General features: G+C 60.9%; 18 protein-coding genes and 1 pseudogene. 14 read left to right on the forward strand and 5 right to left on the reverse strand.

The window, feature by feature from the left end:
• Positions 1-2: 2 nt before the first annotated feature.
• The 8 genes from OEG84_RS22880 (at position 3) to OEG84_RS22915 (ending at position 6,544) form a co-directional block, all read left to right on the forward strand.
• Positions 3-674 (forward strand): tetratricopeptide repeat protein, encoded by a 672-nt coding sequence (locus OEG84_RS22880; protein WP_267655905.1) that lies wholly within the window; start codon positions 3-5, stop codon positions 672-674.
• A gap of 40 nt (positions 675-714) precedes the next feature.
• A complete protein-coding gene (gene der, locus OEG84_RS22885; RefSeq protein WP_267655906.1) occupies positions 715-2,223 on the forward strand; it encodes a ribosome biogenesis GTPase Der in 1,509 nt (502 codons plus the stop codon).
• Positions 2,224-2,493: 270 nt separating this feature from the next.
• The gene (locus tag OEG84_RS22890; RefSeq protein WP_267655907.1) at positions 2,494-3,672 is read left to right on the forward strand and encodes a cell wall hydrolase; all 1,179 of its coding nucleotides are present in this window, start codon (positions 2,494-2,496) and stop codon (positions 3,670-3,672) included.
• 238 nt (positions 3,673-3,910) lie between these two features.
• Positions 3,911-4,318, forward strand: coding sequence for an AtpZ/AtpI family protein (locus OEG84_RS22895; RefSeq protein WP_267655908.1), 408 nt, complete (start codon positions 3,911-3,913; stop codon positions 4,316-4,318).
• A 37-nt stretch (positions 4,319-4,355) separates the two neighbouring features.
• Entirely contained in the window at positions 4,356-5,105 is a 750-nt protein-coding gene (locus OEG84_RS22900) for a F0F1 ATP synthase subunit A (RefSeq protein ID WP_267655909.1), read from the forward strand.
• A gap of 66 nt (positions 5,106-5,171) precedes the next feature.
• Positions 5,172-5,399: a F0F1 ATP synthase subunit C gene (locus OEG84_RS22905; RefSeq protein WP_007196430.1), complete on the forward strand. Its 228-nt coding sequence runs from the start codon at positions 5,172-5,174 to the stop codon at positions 5,397-5,399.
• Positions 5,400-5,464: 65 nt separating this feature from the next.
• Positions 5,465-6,049 carry a F0F1 ATP synthase subunit B gene (locus tag OEG84_RS22910; RefSeq protein WP_267655910.1) on the forward strand — a complete coding sequence of 195 codons (585 nt, stop codon included), beginning with the start codon at positions 5,465-5,467 and terminating at the stop codon, positions 6,047-6,049.
• Positions 6,050-6,064: 15 nt separating this feature from the next.
• The gene (locus OEG84_RS22915; RefSeq protein WP_267655911.1) at positions 6,065-6,544 is read left to right on the forward strand and encodes a F0F1 ATP synthase subunit B; all 480 of its coding nucleotides are present in this window, start codon (positions 6,065-6,067) and stop codon (positions 6,542-6,544) included.
• A gap of 198 nt (positions 6,545-6,742) precedes the next feature.
• On the opposite strand, the gene OEG84_RS22920 is transcribed toward OEG84_RS22915, so the two are convergent.
• Together OEG84_RS22920 and OEG84_RS22925 are read right to left on the reverse strand one after the other, a co-directional pair.
• A complete protein-coding gene (locus tag OEG84_RS22920; protein WP_267655912.1) occupies positions 6,743-7,381 on the reverse strand; it encodes a ribonuclease HII in 639 nt (212 codons plus the stop codon).
• A 239-nt stretch (positions 7,382-7,620) separates the two neighbouring features.
• Complete coding sequence (locus OEG84_RS22925) at positions 7,621-8,778, reverse strand: PA0069 family radical SAM protein (protein WP_267655913.1); 1,158 nt, start codon at positions 8,776-8,778, stop codon at positions 7,621-7,623.
• A 172-nt stretch (positions 8,779-8,950) separates the two neighbouring features.
• Between OEG84_RS22925 and OEG84_RS22930 the strand changes: the two genes are divergently transcribed.
• Positions 8,951-9,466 (forward strand): glycosyltransferase family protein, encoded by a 516-nt coding sequence (locus tag OEG84_RS22930; protein WP_267655914.1) that lies wholly within the window; start codon positions 8,951-8,953, stop codon positions 9,464-9,466.
• Between the two features lie 52 nt (positions 9,467-9,518).
• Here OEG84_RS22930 and OEG84_RS22935 read toward each other — a convergent pair.
• The 3 genes and pseudogenes from OEG84_RS22935 to OEG84_RS22945 form a co-directional block, all read right to left on the reverse strand.
• A pseudogene (locus tag OEG84_RS22935) lies at positions 9,519-10,419 on the reverse strand (4-(cytidine 5'-diphospho)-2-C-methyl-D-erythritol kinase).
• 40 nt (positions 10,420-10,459) lie between these two features.
• Complete coding sequence (locus tag OEG84_RS22940; protein WP_267655915.1) at positions 10,460-12,328, reverse strand: tetratricopeptide repeat protein; 1,869 nt, start codon at positions 12,326-12,328, stop codon at positions 10,460-10,462.
• A 154-nt stretch (positions 12,329-12,482) separates the two neighbouring features.
• A complete protein-coding gene (locus tag OEG84_RS22945) occupies positions 12,483-13,499 on the reverse strand; it encodes a polyprenyl synthetase family protein (RefSeq protein WP_267655916.1) in 1,017 nt (338 codons plus the stop codon).
• Positions 13,500-13,631: 132 nt separating this feature from the next.
• Here OEG84_RS22945 and OEG84_RS22950 point away from each other — a divergent pair, with 132 nt between their 5' ends.
• From OEG84_RS22950 to OEG84_RS22970, 5 genes are all read left to right on the forward strand, one after another.
• Positions 13,632-13,865 (forward strand): putative signal transducing protein, encoded by a 234-nt coding sequence (locus tag OEG84_RS22950; RefSeq protein ID WP_267655917.1) that lies wholly within the window; start codon positions 13,632-13,634, stop codon positions 13,863-13,865.
• Positions 13,865-14,770: a tRNA1(Val) (adenine(37)-N6)-methyltransferase gene (locus tag OEG84_RS22955; RefSeq protein ID WP_267655918.1), complete on the forward strand. Its 906-nt coding sequence runs from the start codon at positions 13,865-13,867 to the stop codon at positions 14,768-14,770. Before OEG84_RS22950 ends, OEG84_RS22955 begins: the two co-directional genes overlap by 1 nt.
• Positions 14,771-14,915: 145 nt before the next feature.
• On the forward strand, positions 14,916-15,773 hold the full coding sequence (locus tag OEG84_RS22960; RefSeq protein ID WP_267655919.1) for a S49 family peptidase: 858 nt from the start codon (positions 14,916-14,918) through the stop codon (positions 15,771-15,773).
• Positions 15,774-15,858: 85 nt separating this feature from the next.
• The gene (locus OEG84_RS22965; RefSeq protein ID WP_267655920.1) at positions 15,859-16,050 is read left to right on the forward strand and encodes a hypothetical protein; all 192 of its coding nucleotides are present in this window, start codon (positions 15,859-15,861) and stop codon (positions 16,048-16,050) included.
• A 161-nt stretch (positions 16,051-16,211) separates the two neighbouring features.
• Positions 16,212-17,159: a glycine--tRNA ligase subunit alpha gene (locus tag OEG84_RS22970; RefSeq protein WP_267655921.1), complete on the forward strand. Its 948-nt coding sequence runs from the start codon at positions 16,212-16,214 to the stop codon at positions 17,157-17,159.
• Positions 17,160-17,242 lie beyond the last annotated feature (83 nt).

The following is a 17,242-nucleotide window of genomic DNA, read 5'->3' on the forward strand; positions in this document are numbered from 1 at the left end:
CAATGAGCGACGACAATTCAACATTCATCCGCGAGGTCAATGACGACCTGCGCTCGGATCTCATGAAAGCGCTGTGGAAGCGCTTCCGGTTCGTCATCGTCGGCGCCGCGGTTGCCATCGTGGCGATTACCGCAGGCCTGCGTGGCTGGGAACACTGGAAAGAAACCACGGCGGCAGAATCCGGCGATGCGTTTCTGGCGGCGCTCGAACAGGCGCGCGACGGCAATGCCGATGCAGCCCTTGCCGGCTTCCAGGAAATCGAAAAGAGCGGTTACGGCGCCTATCCGGTGCTGGCACAGATGCGTGCGGCCACCGTGCTTGCCGACAAGGGCGACACGGCGGCGGCAATTTCAGCGTTTTCATCGGTTGCCAAGGATTCCTCGCAGCCCCAGGCGATCCGCGACGCGGCACGGCTGCGGGCTGCCTACCTGCTGGTCGATCACGGCAGCTACGCTGATGTTTCCGCTGAAGTCGAGCAATTGGCAGTTCCGGGCAACCCGGCCCGCCACTCGGCCCGTGAAGCACTGGGAACCGCCGCGTTCAAGGCTGGCGATCTGGCCAAGGCCGCGCAGTGGTTTGGCGACATCGCCGCCGACACCCAGTCCCCCAATGGCATCGCAACGCGCGCCGGCATCATGCTTGACCTTATTGCCGCACGTGGCGGCACAACCTGAACGTCCGTGCCTTAGCCGCGCCTTCGGGCAAGGAGCAATCATGAGCCTCACTCTTGCCATTGTCGGGCGCCCCAATGTCGGCAAATCGACGCTGTTCAACCGGCTTGCGGGACGCAAGTTGGCGCTGGTTGACGACACGCCGGGTGTGACTCGCGATCGCCGTCCGGGCGACGCCAAACTGGTCGACCTGCGGTTCCGCATGATCGACACTGCGGGCCTTGAAGTTGCAGGACCTGACACGCTTGAAGGCCGCATGCGGGCGCAAAGCGAAGCGGCAATGGATGAGGCCGACGGCGCGCTGTTCTTGATTGACGCCAAGTCCGGGCTGACCCCGGCTGACGAATTGCTGGCCGATATCCTGAGAAAACGCGGCAAGCCGGTGGTTCTGGTTGCCAACAAGGCCGAATCCAAGGGCTCGGAATCAGGCATGTATGATGCCTTTCGTCTGGGCTTGGGCGAACCTTGTCCGATTTCGGCCGAACATGGCGGCGGCATGCTCGATCTGCGCGACGCCATTGTCGAAGCTTTCGGCGAAGAGCGTTGCTTTCCGTCCAAAGATGGCCCGTTGGGCGAGGCCATCACCGATGTCGACATCCCGATTCCCGGCGACGCGGATGATGAGGATGAAGGCCCCGAATATGACGAAACCAAGCCGCTGCGGGTCGCCATTGTCGGCCGCCCCAATGCTGGCAAATCGACCCTGATCAACCGTTTTTTGGGCGAGGAGCGGTTGCTGACCGGCCCGGAGGCCGGGATCACCCGCGATTCCATTGCCGTCGACTTCGAGTGGCAAGGCCGCAAGATCAAACTGTTCGACACTGCCGGGCTGCGTCGCAAGGCGCGGGTTCAGGAAAAACTGGAGAAATTGTCGGTCGCCGATGCGCTGCGCGCCATTCGCTTTGCCGAGGTCGTGGTGATCGTGTTTGATTCGACCATTCCGTTCGAAAAGCAGGACCTGCAGATCGCCGATCTGGTGGTGCGCGAGGGCCGGGCGCCGGTCATTGCCTTCAACAAATGGGACCTGATCGAAAACCGCCAGGAAAAGCTCGCCGAATTGCGCGAGATGACCGAACGCCTGTTGCCGCAGATCCGCGGCATCCGCGCGGTGACAGTGGCTGGCCAGACCGGTGACGGGCTGGACAAGCTGATGGAAAACATCGCGATGGTCCACAGGACCTGGAACAAACGCATTTCGACCGCCAAGCTCAATCGTTGGCTGGACCATACGCAGGGCCATCATCCGCCTCCGGCCGTGTCGGGGCGTCGCCTCAAGCTCAAATACATGACGCAGATAAAATCCCGCCCACCGGGTTTCATGATTTCCTGTACCCGGCCTGAAGCGGTTCCTGAATCCTACACCCGCTATCTGCTCAATTCGATGCGCAAGGATTTTGACATGCCCGGGATTCCCCTGCGTGTGGTTTATCGCAGCGGTGCCAACCCCTATGCGCCGAAGGACGGCAAGGCCAAGCGGCCTTCGCTGATGCCGAAAAAGTCGGCCAGGGCCACAAAATCGGGAAAGCTCGCGCCCAAGCGCCGCAGCAGCTGATTCAAATCACCTTCAATTGAGTTATTTCAGGCGATGACAGCCTGGACGAACTCATAAGCGCGTTGTGCCACGCGTAAGAATTGTTCTCGCAGCCAGGGACTGGGTTTGACGGTTATGCGACCACTGCGCATCCATGGCGGCTCTCAGCCTTCCGCTCAGTTTTTCGGATGATGTTGTCAGGTCGGTGCCGCGATTAACGCTCCATCAAGGTTAATGCTCCATTCTTGACCGTAGTCTCGCGTACGTGTCCTTGAGTTGCGGAGTAGTGTTTTGCGTCAGAAGAGTCGTTTGCCCGGCAGCGGTCGTTCCCTGCTTAGCCGTCTGTCCGCGCCCGTAATCTTCGGTCTCGCGGCATTTGTCTCAACCCCCACCATTACCTCCCATGCCGACATGGCCACCATGCTGGCTGGCGGCGAAAGCGCAGACAGCCGTTGGAAGACCAATCTGACAGCCTCGCCCGCCGGCTCCATCCAGGCTGCGGAACTGACCTTCGTCGACCCGATCCTGACGGCGTCTACCGCATCGGGAGCAGGCGTCACGTTGGCCAATGGCGACAAGATCGCCTTTCAGGGCAAGATCGGTGTTGCCGATCCGCGTCCGGACGAGGAGCGGGTTACCCGATCGCTCAAGAAGGGCAGGGTGATGACGGTTGCCCCGGTGCAGCCACCGAAAGACTTTTCCGCGGGTTCCGTGCTCGAGCGGCAGTCCAACCTCCTGCGTCCGGCCGATGACGCCAAGGATGCAATGGCGTTCCTGAAGCCTGACATTCGCGGCAAGGAATTCAAGATTGCCACCGCTTTCTATACCACCGGCAAGCAGAAGGCCGCGCCGCAAGTTCCGGCCATGCTGGCAAGTCTGGTGACCAACGACAACGCCGACATTCTGGCCACCGCCTATGCGCCGCCGGCGCCGGATTATGCGCGCCAGTCGCCGTTTAGCTCGGTGCTGCGCGAAGAGACCAAGCGCGGCCGCTTCATCCCGCCGGTTGGCAAGCTGGATCATGATTGGGCCGCGACGCCGCTGCCGGCCAAGGCGTTTTCAGAAGCCGAGCAACGCTGCCTCGCTGCCGGTATCTATTTCGAAGCCCGTGGCGAGAACGTCAAAGGCCAGGCTGCCGTTGCCCAGGTGATTCTCAACCGGGTCCGCAATCCGACCTATCCCAACAGCATTTGCGGTGTGGTTTATCAAAATAAAACCTGGCGCAATCGCTGCCAGTTCTCCTTTGCCTGCGACGGTATCAAGGACCGGGTCCGCTCGCCCAAGCATTGGGAAATGGCCGAGGAAATTGCGCTTGCCACCACCGCAGGCAAGATCTGGCTTGACCAGGTCGGCTCCGCCACCCACTACCACGCCACCTATGTCAGCCCTCCCTGGGCCCGCAAGATGCGCAAGGTTGGCCGCATCGGCCTGCATATCTTCTATGTCACCTATGGCGGCGGCTGGTCGTGATTATACCATGGCAGGATGCCAACAGCTCGGTGTGAGTCTCTCCGCAAGCACCAAGTTTTTCTGATACTTCCGTAGCGAGACGCCGTCGTCTCATTTCAAGTGTTTGAAAAACATGAGAAAAATTGGTCAATATGATGCACCCTCCGCGCCTTGACTATGCCCAAGCCTAAAACTATGTTGCGCCCGACTTCGAAGCGGCCTTTTTCGGCTGTCGCTGGTGTGTCGGGGATGCGCATCCATGGATGAAAAGCGCGGGTCTGACGGCCCGGAAAACCCGGGTGAAAGCGATGGCAGGGAGGCCGGCCGGTCGGAAAGCCTTGACGTCCGTCGTCAGCGCCTGGATGCCGAACTTCTCGCCCGCCGCAAGGTGGATCCGAAGAAGACCTCAAACCAGGAAGCTGCCAACGGCTATGCGCTTGCGGTCAAATTGTCGAGCGAGTTCATCGCCGGCGTGATCGTTGGAGCGCTGCTTGGCTATCTGATCGACAAGTTTATGGGCACAGCGCCCTGGGGCATGATTGTTTTTCTGCTCCTGGGGTTTTGTGCCGGAGTGCTCAATGTTCTGCGCTCGACCGGCGCGGTTGCCCAGTCAGACTCGACAGGGCGCAATATGGCCGGTGGACGCGAAGAAGACGACAGGCAATAAAGTCCGGATAGTCCGGGTAGTGAGAAAGAGGCGTCAGGTGGCCACCGATCCAATTCACCAGTTCCAGATCAGCAAGCTTGTTCCCATTGAGATTGGCGGGCTTGACCTGTCGTTCACCAATTCCTCGCTGTTCATGGTCGGTACGGTTGCCCTGGCGGCCGGATTTCTGTTCCTGACCACAGCAAATCGCGGACTGGTGCCATCGCGGCTGCAGTCGGTCTCCGAAATGTCATACGAATTCGTGGCTTCGATGCTGCGTGACGGGGCCGGATCGCAGGGCATGCGTTTCTTCCCGATGGTGTTCTCGCTGTTCATGTTCGTGCTCGTCGCCAACCTGATCGGCCTGTTTCCCTACTTCTTTACGATTACCAGCCATCTCATCGTTACCTTCGCATTGTCGATGTTCGTTGTCGGCACCGTGGTGGTCTACGGCTTCTGGAAACACGGGCTGGGCTTCCTCAAGCTGTTCGTGCCGCAGGGCGTGCCGGGCATGTTGCTGCCGCTGGTGGTGTTGATTGAAATCATCTCCTTCCTGTCGCGCCCGGTCAGCCTGTCTGTTCGTCTTTTCGCCAACATGCTGGCAGGCCACATCACCCTGAAAGTTTTTGCCGGGTTTGTCGTGTCGCTTGGCAGCATGGGCGCACTTGGCATAGGCGGCGCACTTTTGCCGCTGCTGATGACGGTGGCATTGACCGCCCTCGAATTCCTCGTTGCCTTTCTGCAGGCCTATGTCTTTGCGGTACTGACTTGCCTGTACCTCAACGACGCCCTGCATCCGGGCCACTAGGATCACTTCACCGGCGGATTGCCGCCAAACAACAGTTGCATTATCCCATTCCAAAGGAGTTCAATCATGGAAGCAGAAGCAGCAAAGTACATCGGTGCCGGCATCGCTTGCCTCGGCATGGGCGGCGCGGGCATTGGCCTGGGCAACATCTTCGGTAGCTACCTGTCGGGCGCCTTGCGCAACCCGTCGGCAGCCGACGGCCAGTTCGGCCGTCTGATTTTCGGCTTTGCCGTGACCGAAGCCTTGGGCATCTTCTCGCTGCTCGTTGCTCTCCTTTTGCTCTTCGCCGTCTAATAGACGAACGTTGATCAGGCTTGCCACGCCGGCTTTCCGGCGTGGCGGTTCATCTGGAGGTGACCATGTTTGTTGTGACCCCGGCTTACGCCGAGTCCAACCCTACCGAAGGGACCCATTCGGAAACCGGCGCGATCGGCGGCGACGCCCATGGCGGCGGCGTATTTCCGCCCTTCAACCCCGAATATTTTGCCTCGCAGTTGCTCTGGCTGGCGATCACCTTCGGTGTGTTCTATCTGCTGATGGCGCGGGTCATTGTGCCCCGGATCGGCGGAATCCTGGAACACCGGCGTGACCGGATTGCCCAGGATCTCGATGAGGCCAATCGGCTGAAGGAAGAGAGCGACAACGCAATTGCCGCTTATGAGCAGGAACTGGCAGAAGCCCGCAAAAAGGCCGCTGCCATTGCCGAAACCGCCCGTGAAAAGGCCAAGATTGCTGCCAATGCCGAACGGGCAGCGAACGAAGCCGAAATCGCAGCCAAGATGGTCGATGCCGAGAAAAGCATCTCCGCTATCAAGGCAAAGGCACTGGCCGATGTCGACGCCATCGCCGAGACAACTGCCACGGATGTGGTCAAGCATCTGCTTGGCGGCTCCGTGACCAAAGCCGAGGTCGCCTCCGCGATCCGCGCTGCATCCGGCAAGTAAGCGGGAGAGACGACCATGGACGCAACATTCTGGGCCTTTATCGGTCTTGTTATCTTCCTGGGCATTCTGGCTTACGTCAAAGTGCCTGCGATGTTGGGCGCTGCGCTGGACAAGCGATCCGACCAGATCCGCAATGAACTCGAACAGGCCACCAAGCTGCGTGAAGAAGCCCAGCAGTTGCTTGCCGAGTATCAGCGCAAGCGCAAGGAAGCTGAAGTCGAGGCTGCTGGCCTTCTCAGCGCTGCGGAAAAGGAAGCTGCGCAGCTGCGTGAAGAAGCCAAGGTGAAGACCGAGGAGTTCGTCAGCCGCCGCACAGCGATGGCCGAGCAGAAGATCCAGCAGGCCGAGGCAGATGCGATCAACGAGGTCCGGGCTTCCGCCGTGGATCTGGCGATGAAAGCGGCCGAAAACCTGATCGGCTCAAAGGTCGACAACAAGGTTTCCGGCAGCCTGTTCAAATCGTCGCTTGAGGAATTCAAGAAGCAGCTCAACTGACGCATACGCCTGATAAGCAGCATTTGAGGCCGGGATCTTATCCTGGCCTTTTTTGATTCACAGACAGCTCGCCGCAGCCGCACGCGGGACGTCTCGGTATTGGGTGTGTGCGGTGGACCTGGTGGCTAACTGACGCCGGTCGCGTGACTAAATACCCGGAGATGCTCAGCCAGGCCCGTTCGAACACTGCCCGCCCTTTTAGTCCTTGCGCAATGGACGAAATGTCATTCGGTGCAGCGGGCAGGGCCCGTGCTCGGTAATTGCCACAAGGTGACGGGCGGATCCATAGCCCATGTGGCTGTCAAATCCGTAGGCCGGGTAGATTGCGGCAGCACGCGTCATCATCCGGTCGCGCGTCACCTTGGCGATGATCGAGGCTGCTGCAATCGACAGCGAACGTGCATCCCCCTTGATCAGCGCTCGCGCCGGGCATTTGACCCCTGGCGGTATGTCGCGGCCATCGACCAGCGCATAACTTGGTATCAGCGGCAGCGAGTGCAATGCCCGGCTCATTGCAGTGAGACTTGCGGCACGGATATTGGTGGCCTCGATTTCCCGCGCCGAGGCGCTGGCGATAGAAACCGTGGATGTGACGAGGATTTCCTCGAACAACCGTTCGCGGGCCTTCTTAGACAGTGCCTTGGAATCATTGAGTCCGTCGGGCAGGGCTTGCAGGTCGAGAATCACTGCGGCAGCGACCACGGGCCCTGCAAGCGGGCCACGTCCGGCTTCGTCGAGTCCGGCCACAAGCCCATGCACCGCCAAATGTCGCTCGAAGCGGTCATCGGGCATCGCCGGGTAATCGGGAAACAGGGAATCGGGCGGGGTGCGGGCCATGTTGCGGCGAGGCTCGCACACCCGCCCGATCCTCTGCAAGGCCCGGCGGCTCGGGACGGGAGGCCGCTCGGGCGCCGGACCGCCTGGACGGGGCGGTTGGCGGTCCGGATTTCAAGAGCGTCGCGCGTCTACACAACACGCAAAGGTCGCTCGATATTCTCAACAAGCGCCACGTGCTCGCCTGATTTGGTGTAAATGGAGCTGTTGTTCCCCAGATTAGGCAAGCCTCGGGGTAAGCCTCACAGCAGGCTCAATTGTACTCCTTCACCACGGGGCGGGATGAAGTGGTCGGTTCTCAGCTGTGCCTTGCGCAGGTTGAGCCCAAGTCGCTTTGCGGTGAGATCGAAACGACGGGCAATCTGCCAGGCATAGGGCCCGGTCCCGCGCATTCGCTTGCCGAATTCGGCGTCATAATCCTTGCCACCACGCATCGAGCGGATCAGCGACATCACATGTCGATAGCGGTCAGGGTAGTGTCTGAGCAGCCAGTCGCGAAACAGCGGGCTGACCTCGATCGGCAGGCGCAGCATCACGTAACCGGCGGCATCGGCGCCCGCTGCCTTGGCAGAATCGAGAATGCGTTCGATCTCGTGGTCATTGAGACCAGGGATCACCGGGGCTGCCATCACCGAAACCGGAATGCCGGCATCGGAAAGCGCACGCATTGCTTCAAGCCGCTTTTCGGGCGTCGAGGCCCTTGGCTCCAAGGTCCGCGCCAGTTTCCGGTCCAGCGTTGTCACCGACAGCGCTACCCGCGCCAACCCCTTTGAGGCCATCCGCGACAGAATGTCGATGTCCCGCATCACCAGTGCCGATTTGGTGACGATCCCCACCGGATGCCCGGCAGCTTCAAGGACCTCGAGCAATTGCCGCATGATGCGCCATTGCCGCTCGATCGGCTGATACGGGTCGGTGTTGGTGCCAATGGCGATCGGCTGGACCTTGTAGCCTGGACGCGACAACTCGCGCTCGAGAAGCCGCGGCGCATCTGGTTTGGCAAACAACCTGGCTTCGAAATCCACCCCCGCCGACAATCCCATATAGGCGTGGGTGGGACGGGCGAAACAATAGACGCAGCCGTGCTCGCAGCCACGATAGGGATTGATCGAGCGATCAAATGACAGATCCGGCGACTGGTTCCGGGTAATGATGGTGCGCGGCTTTTCCACCTGCACTTCGGTCTTGAACGGCGCCAGCTCTTCGAGGCTGCTCCAACCATCATCGAAGACTTCGCGGGTCTTGAGCTCATAACGGCCGGTCATGTTGAGCCCGGCGCCGCGACCGCGAATCCGCTCATCGCTCACCCGAAAGCCGCTGGCTTTGACCAGCGCATCGGCTTCCACAGCCTGCAGTCCAGGCGCAAAGGCTGTCTGCTTCAAAGATGAAAGACTGGGCATGACACCTCCATGCGGCTTATCGGGACAATGGTTCGGGGCGATAATCGTGATTATATTCCTAGGCTAGAGAGACGAACAAAGCAAGAACAAAATGCGGAAGCTGTTCGCATTTCCATGATTTCACGCCAAACCAGCTTCTGGTCTATCGTCCAATCATCGACTAGAAGGGGCGATGATCAGCGTATTTATTGAATGCAAGGACCAGGAAAGCGCGCTTGCGGCGACGTTGTCGGTGCTTGTCGCCGGTGCGGTCGAAGGGTTGGTGGCTGAGGTGGTAATCCTCGATCGTGGTTCCAGCGACGGCACCGCACAGCTTGCCGATGCGGCAGGGTGCAGGTTTCTTGAAGATCCCGATCTTCGAGATGTGGTGCGTTCGGCGCGCGGCGACTGGCTGTTGCTGCTGGAGCCAGGCGCGCGCCCGCTGCTGGGTTGGATCGATCACATTGGCCAGCATCTGGCTGTCGGCGGGCAGGCGGCGCGGATGAGCCGGTCACGGGAGTACCGTTTGCCGTTCCTGGCGCGGTTTCGCCATCGCGCATCCGCATTGGAACACGGCGTGCTTGTCCCCAAGGCGCAGGCCATCGCCAATGCCAAATCTGGCTATGCGCTTGAAAGTCTGGGTCGCGGCCTGGCGATGAAGCGGCTCAAATGCGAGATCGTTCCCGCCGCAGTTCTGGCGCATCGCTGAGACAGCCGGCAGCCACGATCAGTAAGCATCCCTCGCCAGCGGTTCTGTCAGGTCACAGGGATGATGGGGCCATCCCTTTGTTTGCAGACAGGGTCCGTGTTGCAGTGACGAACCAGTCGGAGTGTGCAGCTTGGATTGACGCTGCCGCAGCACGCGCTGCCTCCGTGGTGTCATAGAGCCCGAAACAACTAGCCCCGGATCCCGACATGCGGGCAAATGCAGCACCCGATCTCGCAAAGCGCGGAAAGACAGGCAGAAATCTCCGGAAACTTCTTTCCTGCGGGCACTTCAAGATCGTTGCGGGTGGTTGTCAGAAAGGCTGTGAATGCTTCCCTGTCATCCAGCCGACCGGGATGTGGCAGCGGCAGGTTCTGACGGCATTGAAGTGCGGCAAAGACGGCCGGTGTTGACACCGCGATCCGTGGATTGACGATCACCATGTCGAGCGTAAGGCCGATATCGAGCGCAGATAGATTTTCACCGATTCCTGAAGCAATCAGCGGGCGCGACGTCAGGCACATCGGCACATCCGCCCCGAGGCTGAGTGCGATTTCCGAAAGCGTTTTGGTGTCCGGCTGAAAGCGCCAAATCTGCCCCAGTAGCCTGAGAGCAGCCGCTGCATCGGCAGAGCCGCCGCCGATGCCAGAGGCCACCGGCAGTCGCTTGTCGAGCCTGATCTGCACCGGCGGCGCCGCATGACCCGCAGCCTGTGCAGTCTGCCGCAACGCATCGCGCGCCCGGGTCACCAGATTGCCGTCCGCTGCCAGCCCCGACAAGGCGCCGGCTTCAGGCCCGCCAAGATCAAACGAATCGGTATCGGCCAGACTGACCGACACTTCGTCTCCGAGTTCGGTGAAGACCACGAGGCTCTCGATCAGGTGATACCCATCAGCCCGCTGTCCTGTCACGTGCAGCGCCAGATTGATCTTGGCCGGAGCATTAGCTGTCAGCATTGATGCTGTGTCTCAAACTATTGCCAGATAGCAAAGCCGCTCAGCCTTGCTGCAGGAGCTTGCCGTTCTCCGGTGCCAGATCACTCTTCTTGTCGGTGCCCGCAGTGCCCGCTTCTGGCACTACCGCGCCGCTGTCCTTGAGCCCGCCTTCGGCGGTCGTCGGCATTGCTCCGGCGTCAGTCGGCAACCCGTCGCGCAGCTTCTGCTCGATCTGCGGCTTGAGTTCATCACTGGGTTCATTGGCAAGCGCCCGGTTCCACTGGAATGTGGCTTCAAGTGTCCTGCCAACGCGCCAATAGGCGTCGCCAAGGTGATCATTGATGGTCGGATCGGCCGGCTTGAGCTCGACCGCGCGTTCAAGTTCACGCACCGCATCGTCATATTGGCCGAGCCGGTAATGCGCCCAGCCCAGCGAATCGACGATGTAGCCGTCATTCGGCCTCAGATCGACGGCAGCACGGATCAGATCCATGCCCTCCTTGAGGTTCATGTTCATGTCGATCCAGGAATAGCCGAGGTAGTTCATGACTTGTGGTTGATCCGGAAACAGTTCCAGCGCGCGCTTGAAATGCAGCTCGGCCCGTGGCCATTGCTTCAACCGTTCCTGGGCGATACCGGCCTGAAAGAACAGGTTCCAGTCGTTGCGCGTCGGCGTCGGTCCAACCACTGCGATGGCGGTCTCGTAATTGAGCGCCATTTCCGCATAGTCCTTGTCCTGCGACAGCACGCTGCCATAGGCGAGGTAGCTTCTGATATCCTTCGGATCCGATGCGATCAGCGCCTTGAGGTGGTCCTTGGCCTCGGCGTTACGTCCCTCGTCGGCAAGTGCCAGCCCCAATTGCAATTCTGAGACCCGGCGCATCGGCGAATTTTCCGGCACCTCCGAGTAAAGCGCGATGGCGTCGTCGATTTTGCGGAGCCTTTCCTTCAGGCTGCCAAGAATGACCAGTGTGGCCGCGTTGTTGGGGTCCAGCGCCCGGGCAAATTGCAGATACACCGCAACCGTTTCTTCTGCGCCTTCGCGATTGAGCGCGCTGCCCAGCGTGAACAATACGGCTGCCGCGCCTTGCTGTGCCGTCTTCACGCCCGGCTCGGGCTTTCCGTCGGTCATGATCACCTGTCGCAACGCAGCCAGCGGTGCATAGCCGGGCGAAAATTCCTCGCCGGCGGCCAGTGTGTCCAGCGCCGCGCGTTTGTTGCCGTCCCGTGCTTCCAGGCTGGCGAGTGCCATCACCGTGCGAATATAGGTGTCGGGTGCCGCCGCGCCGCCTTGAGGGTCGGCAACAAGTTCCTTGAAATGGGCCCGCGCTTCGGCCTTCTTGCCCATGGCGAGCGCCATTGCGCCGGCATGGTAGCGGGTGAAAACCGGGTACCAGGGCGATCCGTCCAGCGCCAGGATCGATTTCAGTGCTGCCTCGCCCTTGCCATCGCCGAAATCGGCCCAGGCCTTGAGCAGCGTGTTGAGCAGCCGATCGATCGGGTTGCTGTCTTCAAGATCAAGCAGGGTTCCGGCCTTGCGGTATTCCCGCATCGTCGTGGCTTCGACTGCAAGCGCCAGCCGCGAAACCTGGGCAACGGCCGGATCGTCTTTCAGTCCGCGCGCCAGCGCGGCGCCTTCGGTAAACCGGCCATCGGTAAACAGCGCCACCATCAGCCGTTGCTTGACGTCGGTGTTTTCCGCGTCGAATTCCAGCGCCTTGCGGTAATATTCGATAGCGTGACTGGTGTCGTTGTCGAGATCGGCAGTCCGTCCGGCCAGGAATGCGCCGGCGAAGCCAAGGAAGTTTGGCTGCTCATCTTCAGTCGCGGCAGCAGCCGGATTGACGAGTGTCTCCGTTGCTCCACCGATGGATAGAAAAACGCCCAGCGCAAGGCTGGCCGCAAACCGGGCTGTCATGTGTCGCCGCATCAAGTCGTGCCTCATGTTCGATCTGGCCATGCACCGGCCAATTGCCGAAGCATAATTACCCCACACCATGGCTTTTTTGGCGCAGTGCGACAAGGGCTGCGCGGTGCAGTGGCATGATAGCTACATCAAAGCAGGCGATACCTGCATGAAACGTCTAGCTGGCCCGGTTGACGCAAAACGCGATGACTTCCAGCAGCGCTGCCTTTTGTTCCGAGTCAGGCAACGGCGCCAGCGCATCGCGGGCGATCGATGCATAATGTTCCGCCCGTGCCGTGGTGTCTTTCAGGCTGCCATATTTGGTGATCAGTCCGAGCGCCTTTTCCAACGCCTGTTCGTCGCTGTTGCCGCCTTCGATGGCCTCGCGCCAGAACGCCCGTTCCGATTCGTTGCCACGCCGATAGGCCAGCACCACCGGCAGGGTGATCTTGCCCTCGCGGAAGTCGTCGCCGACATTCTTGCCCAGATCACGGGCCGAGCCGCCATAATCGAGCACATCGTCGATCAGCTGGAACGCCAGGCCGAGATTGATCCCGTAGGACCTGAGCGCGTTGCGTTCGGCCTTGCTGGCCTCGGCGATGATCGGTCCGACTTCGCAGGCCGCCGAAAACAGCGCGGCGGTCTTGGCCCGGATCACCGACAGGTAATCATCCTCGGTGGTTTCCATGTTCTTGGCCACCGACAGCTGCAGCACTTCGCCTTCGGCAATCACGGCCGCGGCTGTCGACAGCACGTCGAGCGCATCGAGCGAGCCCACTTCGACCATCATCTTGAAGGCCTGGCCGAGCAGGAAATCCCCCACCAGCACGCTGGCCTGGTTGCCCCAGATCATCCGCGCTGTGGAGCGCCCGCGCCTGAGGTCGCTTTCGTCGACCACGTCATCATGCAGCAATGTTGCCGTGTGCATGAATTCAACTGCTGTGGCGAGCTTTATATGGGCTTCACCATCGTAGCCGAACATGGTTGCCGAGGCGAGGGTCAGCATCGGCCTGAGCCGCTTTCCGCCCGACGAAATGAGGTGGTTGGCAACCTCCGGAATCATCGCCACGTCCGACCCGGCCTTGGACAGGATCAACTGGTTGACCCGGTCCATGTCGGCACGTGTGTTGTCGACCAGCGGCTTGACCGAGGCATCGCGGCGGTTTCCGTCTTCCAGTGATATCACTACGCCCAAGGGACTGGACTCCTGTTGCATGTTGAGCGCCACATTATTCAGCCCCGAACACCATCGCAAGCGGCGATTTGGCGCGGCGGGGCTTGATAAGTCATACATTGGGATGAAACAAAGGGATGAAGAGGAAAACCTATGCATGATCTTATCCGCACCAACGATCCTGTGCTCATTTCCTTTGTCGAGAGCCTGATGCGTGACGCCGGTATTGGCTGCATGGTGGCCGACAGCGGCATGAGCATTCTCGAGGGCTCGGTGGGTGTCATCCCACGGCGCATCCTGGTGGAGACAGAGATGGCCACTCAGGCGCGTCGCATCGTCATCGATGCTGGTCTCGAGGCCGAGCTCAGACCATGGCACGGTAGTTGATGCCGGAACCTGAGATCAGCATCGGCGTGGTTCCGGCGCCGGCTTCCGGGCAGAGCGGCGAGGGGCGTGCAACTGTTGCCGCGACCAGCGCCGGTATTGATCCCGGCTACGTGCCTGCCGGCTTTACCGTCGATGCGTTCCACAATGGCGCTTTCCACCTGTTGCAGCCGTCAGGCGCCGGCCATCGCGCCGGCATGGACGCCATGCTTTTGGCGGCGACGGTGCCTGAGGCTGCGCGTGGTTCGCTTGCCGATCTGGGCGCAGGCGCCGGCGCTGCGGGTCTGGCGGCGGCATGCCGGCTCACGGATCTTAACGTGGTGTTGGTCGAACGCGCCGCGGCGATGGCACATTGCGCGCGTGCCACACTTAAATTGCGGGAAAATGCCCACATTGCGCCACGCGCCCGCGTGATCGAGGTGGATGTGACGTTGCGTGGCGCCCAGCGGCGGGCTGCCGGGCTTGCCGACGAGGCCCATGATTACGTGATCATGAACCCGCCCTTCAATTCCAGCCATGATCGCAAGACCCCCGATCCGCTCAAAGCCGAAGCCCACGCCATGGAAATCGAGGATCTGTTCGAGCAATGGCTGAGGACCGCCAACGCCATCCTCAAGCCGGGAGGGCAGGTCTCGATCATCGCACGGCCCGAATCATTGGGCGACATCCTCATGGGGATGGGCAAGCGCTTTGGTGGAATTGAAATAACTCCCGTCCGCCCCCGCCTTGGCGACGACGCCATCCGCATCCTCGTCACCGCCATCAAGGGCAGCCGCGCGCGGTTGCTGTTGCGCGACCGGATCCTCATTCATGACGGACCGGGCCATGCCTTGTCGCCGCAGATGAATGATCTCAGCAATGGCCGCACCACCTGGCCGCGTCGCTCGAAAACACGCCCCCCACGTTGAATACTGCGTGCACCGGCGTCAAAACGTGTACCGCGCGCTTGCCACTGCCATTGCACTGAAGCCGAAAAGACATACATGGATCGTGCCGGGGAGCGACTCCCGGGTCGATGCTGCTACGCATCGCTGACAACAGGATTTGTTTGCCATGGTCTCTTTGAATTCGTTTCTGCCTGCCCGTTACCGCAAGGATGTCACTGTCATCCCGGTGGTTCGCTTGCATGGCGCGATCATGGCCGGCGGCAGCCAGTTCCGTTCCAATCTAAATATTGCCCAGGCTGCACCGCTGCTGGCGCGCGCCTTTGCTGACAAACGAGCACCGGCGGTAGCGATCATGGTCAATTCGCCGGGCGGTTCGCCGGTGCAGTCGCGGCTTATCTACAAGCGTATCCGCGATCTGGCGGCTGAAAAGAACAAGAAGGTCCTCGTCTTCGTCGAGGATGTCGCGGCCTCCGGCGGCTACATGATCGCCTGCGCTGGTGACGAAATCATCGCCGACCCGTCCTCCGTTGTCGGCTCGATCGGAGTGATTTCCGCTGGATTCGGCTTTACCGGATTGATCGACAAGATCGGCGTCGAGCGCCGGGTCTACACCGCTGGCGAGAACAAGTCGCTGCTCGATCCGTTCCAGCCGGAAAATCCTGACGACATCGCCTACCTCAAGGAACTCCAACTCGACATCCACAAGGTCTTCATCGATCTGGTCAAGGACAGCCGCGGCAGCCGTCTCAAGGAAGATCCCGCTCTCTTCACCGGTCGGTTCTGGACGGCGATCCGCGGCATGGATCTGGGCCTGATTGATGGGTTGGGCGACCTGCGCTCAACCCTGCGCGATCGCTATGGCGACAAGGTGAAAATGCGGTTGATCGCGCCGCAGCGCGGCATGTTCGGCCGTCGGTCGCCGGGTGTTTCCGCAGGAATGGCCGCCGAAGCGCTTGCCGGGATCGGCGAAGCAGGGTTGAATGCACTGGACGAACGGGCGCTCTGGTCGCGCTACGGGCTGTAACCGCAAACCGGGCTCGAACGCGGGCCGCGTGACCGGTAGACAAACAGGCCGGAAATCTGGCCCGGAAACAGGGAAAGGATCGCATATGCCGCAGCTTCTTCTGCTCGCCGCCGCGGGCGCCGTCGCCTGGCTCGGCTACAAGCGGTTCGTGGCCGAGGCTGCGCGGGTCAGCGCCCGAGTGCGCGCCGCCGAGAAGGAAACCCGGTCTGGCGCGCAGGGCACCCTGATCGAGGACCCTGAAACGGGTGAGTACCGGTTGCGCAAACCCGACGAATAGGCTTGCCGCATGGCCGCGTCAGCAACAACGCCGCGGCCTCGTGTGTGCTTCCACCCCGCAGACACCCTTGACCGTAATGACGAGCCATGGCACCTGTCGCCGCACTTCCCGGGCGCAGTAGAGGCGACGGGAAGACCATGCGTTTTATTCGGATCCAAGCCATGACCGTTGCCGATCACAACCATCCCACCCGTTCGTTCCAGGGCCTGATTCTGGCACTGCACCGCTACTGGGCGGATTATGGCTGCGTGATTCTGCAGCCCTATGACATGGAAGTCGGCGCAGGCACCTTCCACCCGGCAACCACCTTGCGGGCGCTCGGGCCGAAGCCCTGGAACGCCGCTTACGTGCAGCCTTCACGCCGCCCCAAGGATGGCCGTTACGGCGAAAACCCCAATCGGCTGCAGCATTATTATCAGTATCAGGTGATCCTCAAGCCGAACCCGTCGAACCTGCAGGAGCTTTATCTGGGCTCGCTGGCGGCGATCGGCGTCGATCCGTTGCTGCATGATATCCGCTTTGTCGAGGACGACTGGGAGAGCCCGACGCTTGGCGCCTGGGGGCTCGGCTGGGAATGCTGGTGCGACGGCATGGAAGTCAGCCAGTTCACCTATTTCCAGCAAGTCTGCGGCATCGAGTGCGCGCCGGTGGCGGGCGAATTGACCTACGGGCTCGAGCGGCTGGCGATGTATGTCCAGGGCGTCGACAATGTCTACGATCTCAATTTTAACGGCCGCGAGGGGGCTGAAAAGGTCACATATGGTGATGTCTTCCTGCAGGCTGAGCAGGAATATTCGCGCTACAATTTCGAAATCGCCGATACGGCGATCCTGCTCAAGCATTTCGAGGACGCCGAAAAGGAATGCGAGGCAATTCTCAAGGCCGGCGCGCCGACAGAACCTGGCGCGCTTCATAGATGCGTGCTGCCAGCCTATGACCAGTGCATCAAGGCGAGCCACGTATTCAACCTGCTTGATGCCCGCGGCGTCATTTCGGTGACGGAACGCCAAGGCTATATCTTGCGGGTGCGCAATCTCTCGCGGCAATGCGGCGAAGCGTTCTTGCTGACCGATGCTGGTGGCGCACAGTTCCTTCAGGCGGCGCAGTAATTCGGGTTATTGACGCCCGCGCCTGATGGGCGTGTCGCATAGACCGCGCCAGCGGCGCGGCGCGCATTCTCACGATATCAGAC

This window comes from Hoeflea algicola (genome assembly GCF_026619415.1).
Taxonomy (GTDB): Bacteria; Pseudomonadota; Alphaproteobacteria; order Rhizobiales; family Rhizobiaceae; genus Hoeflea; species Hoeflea algicola.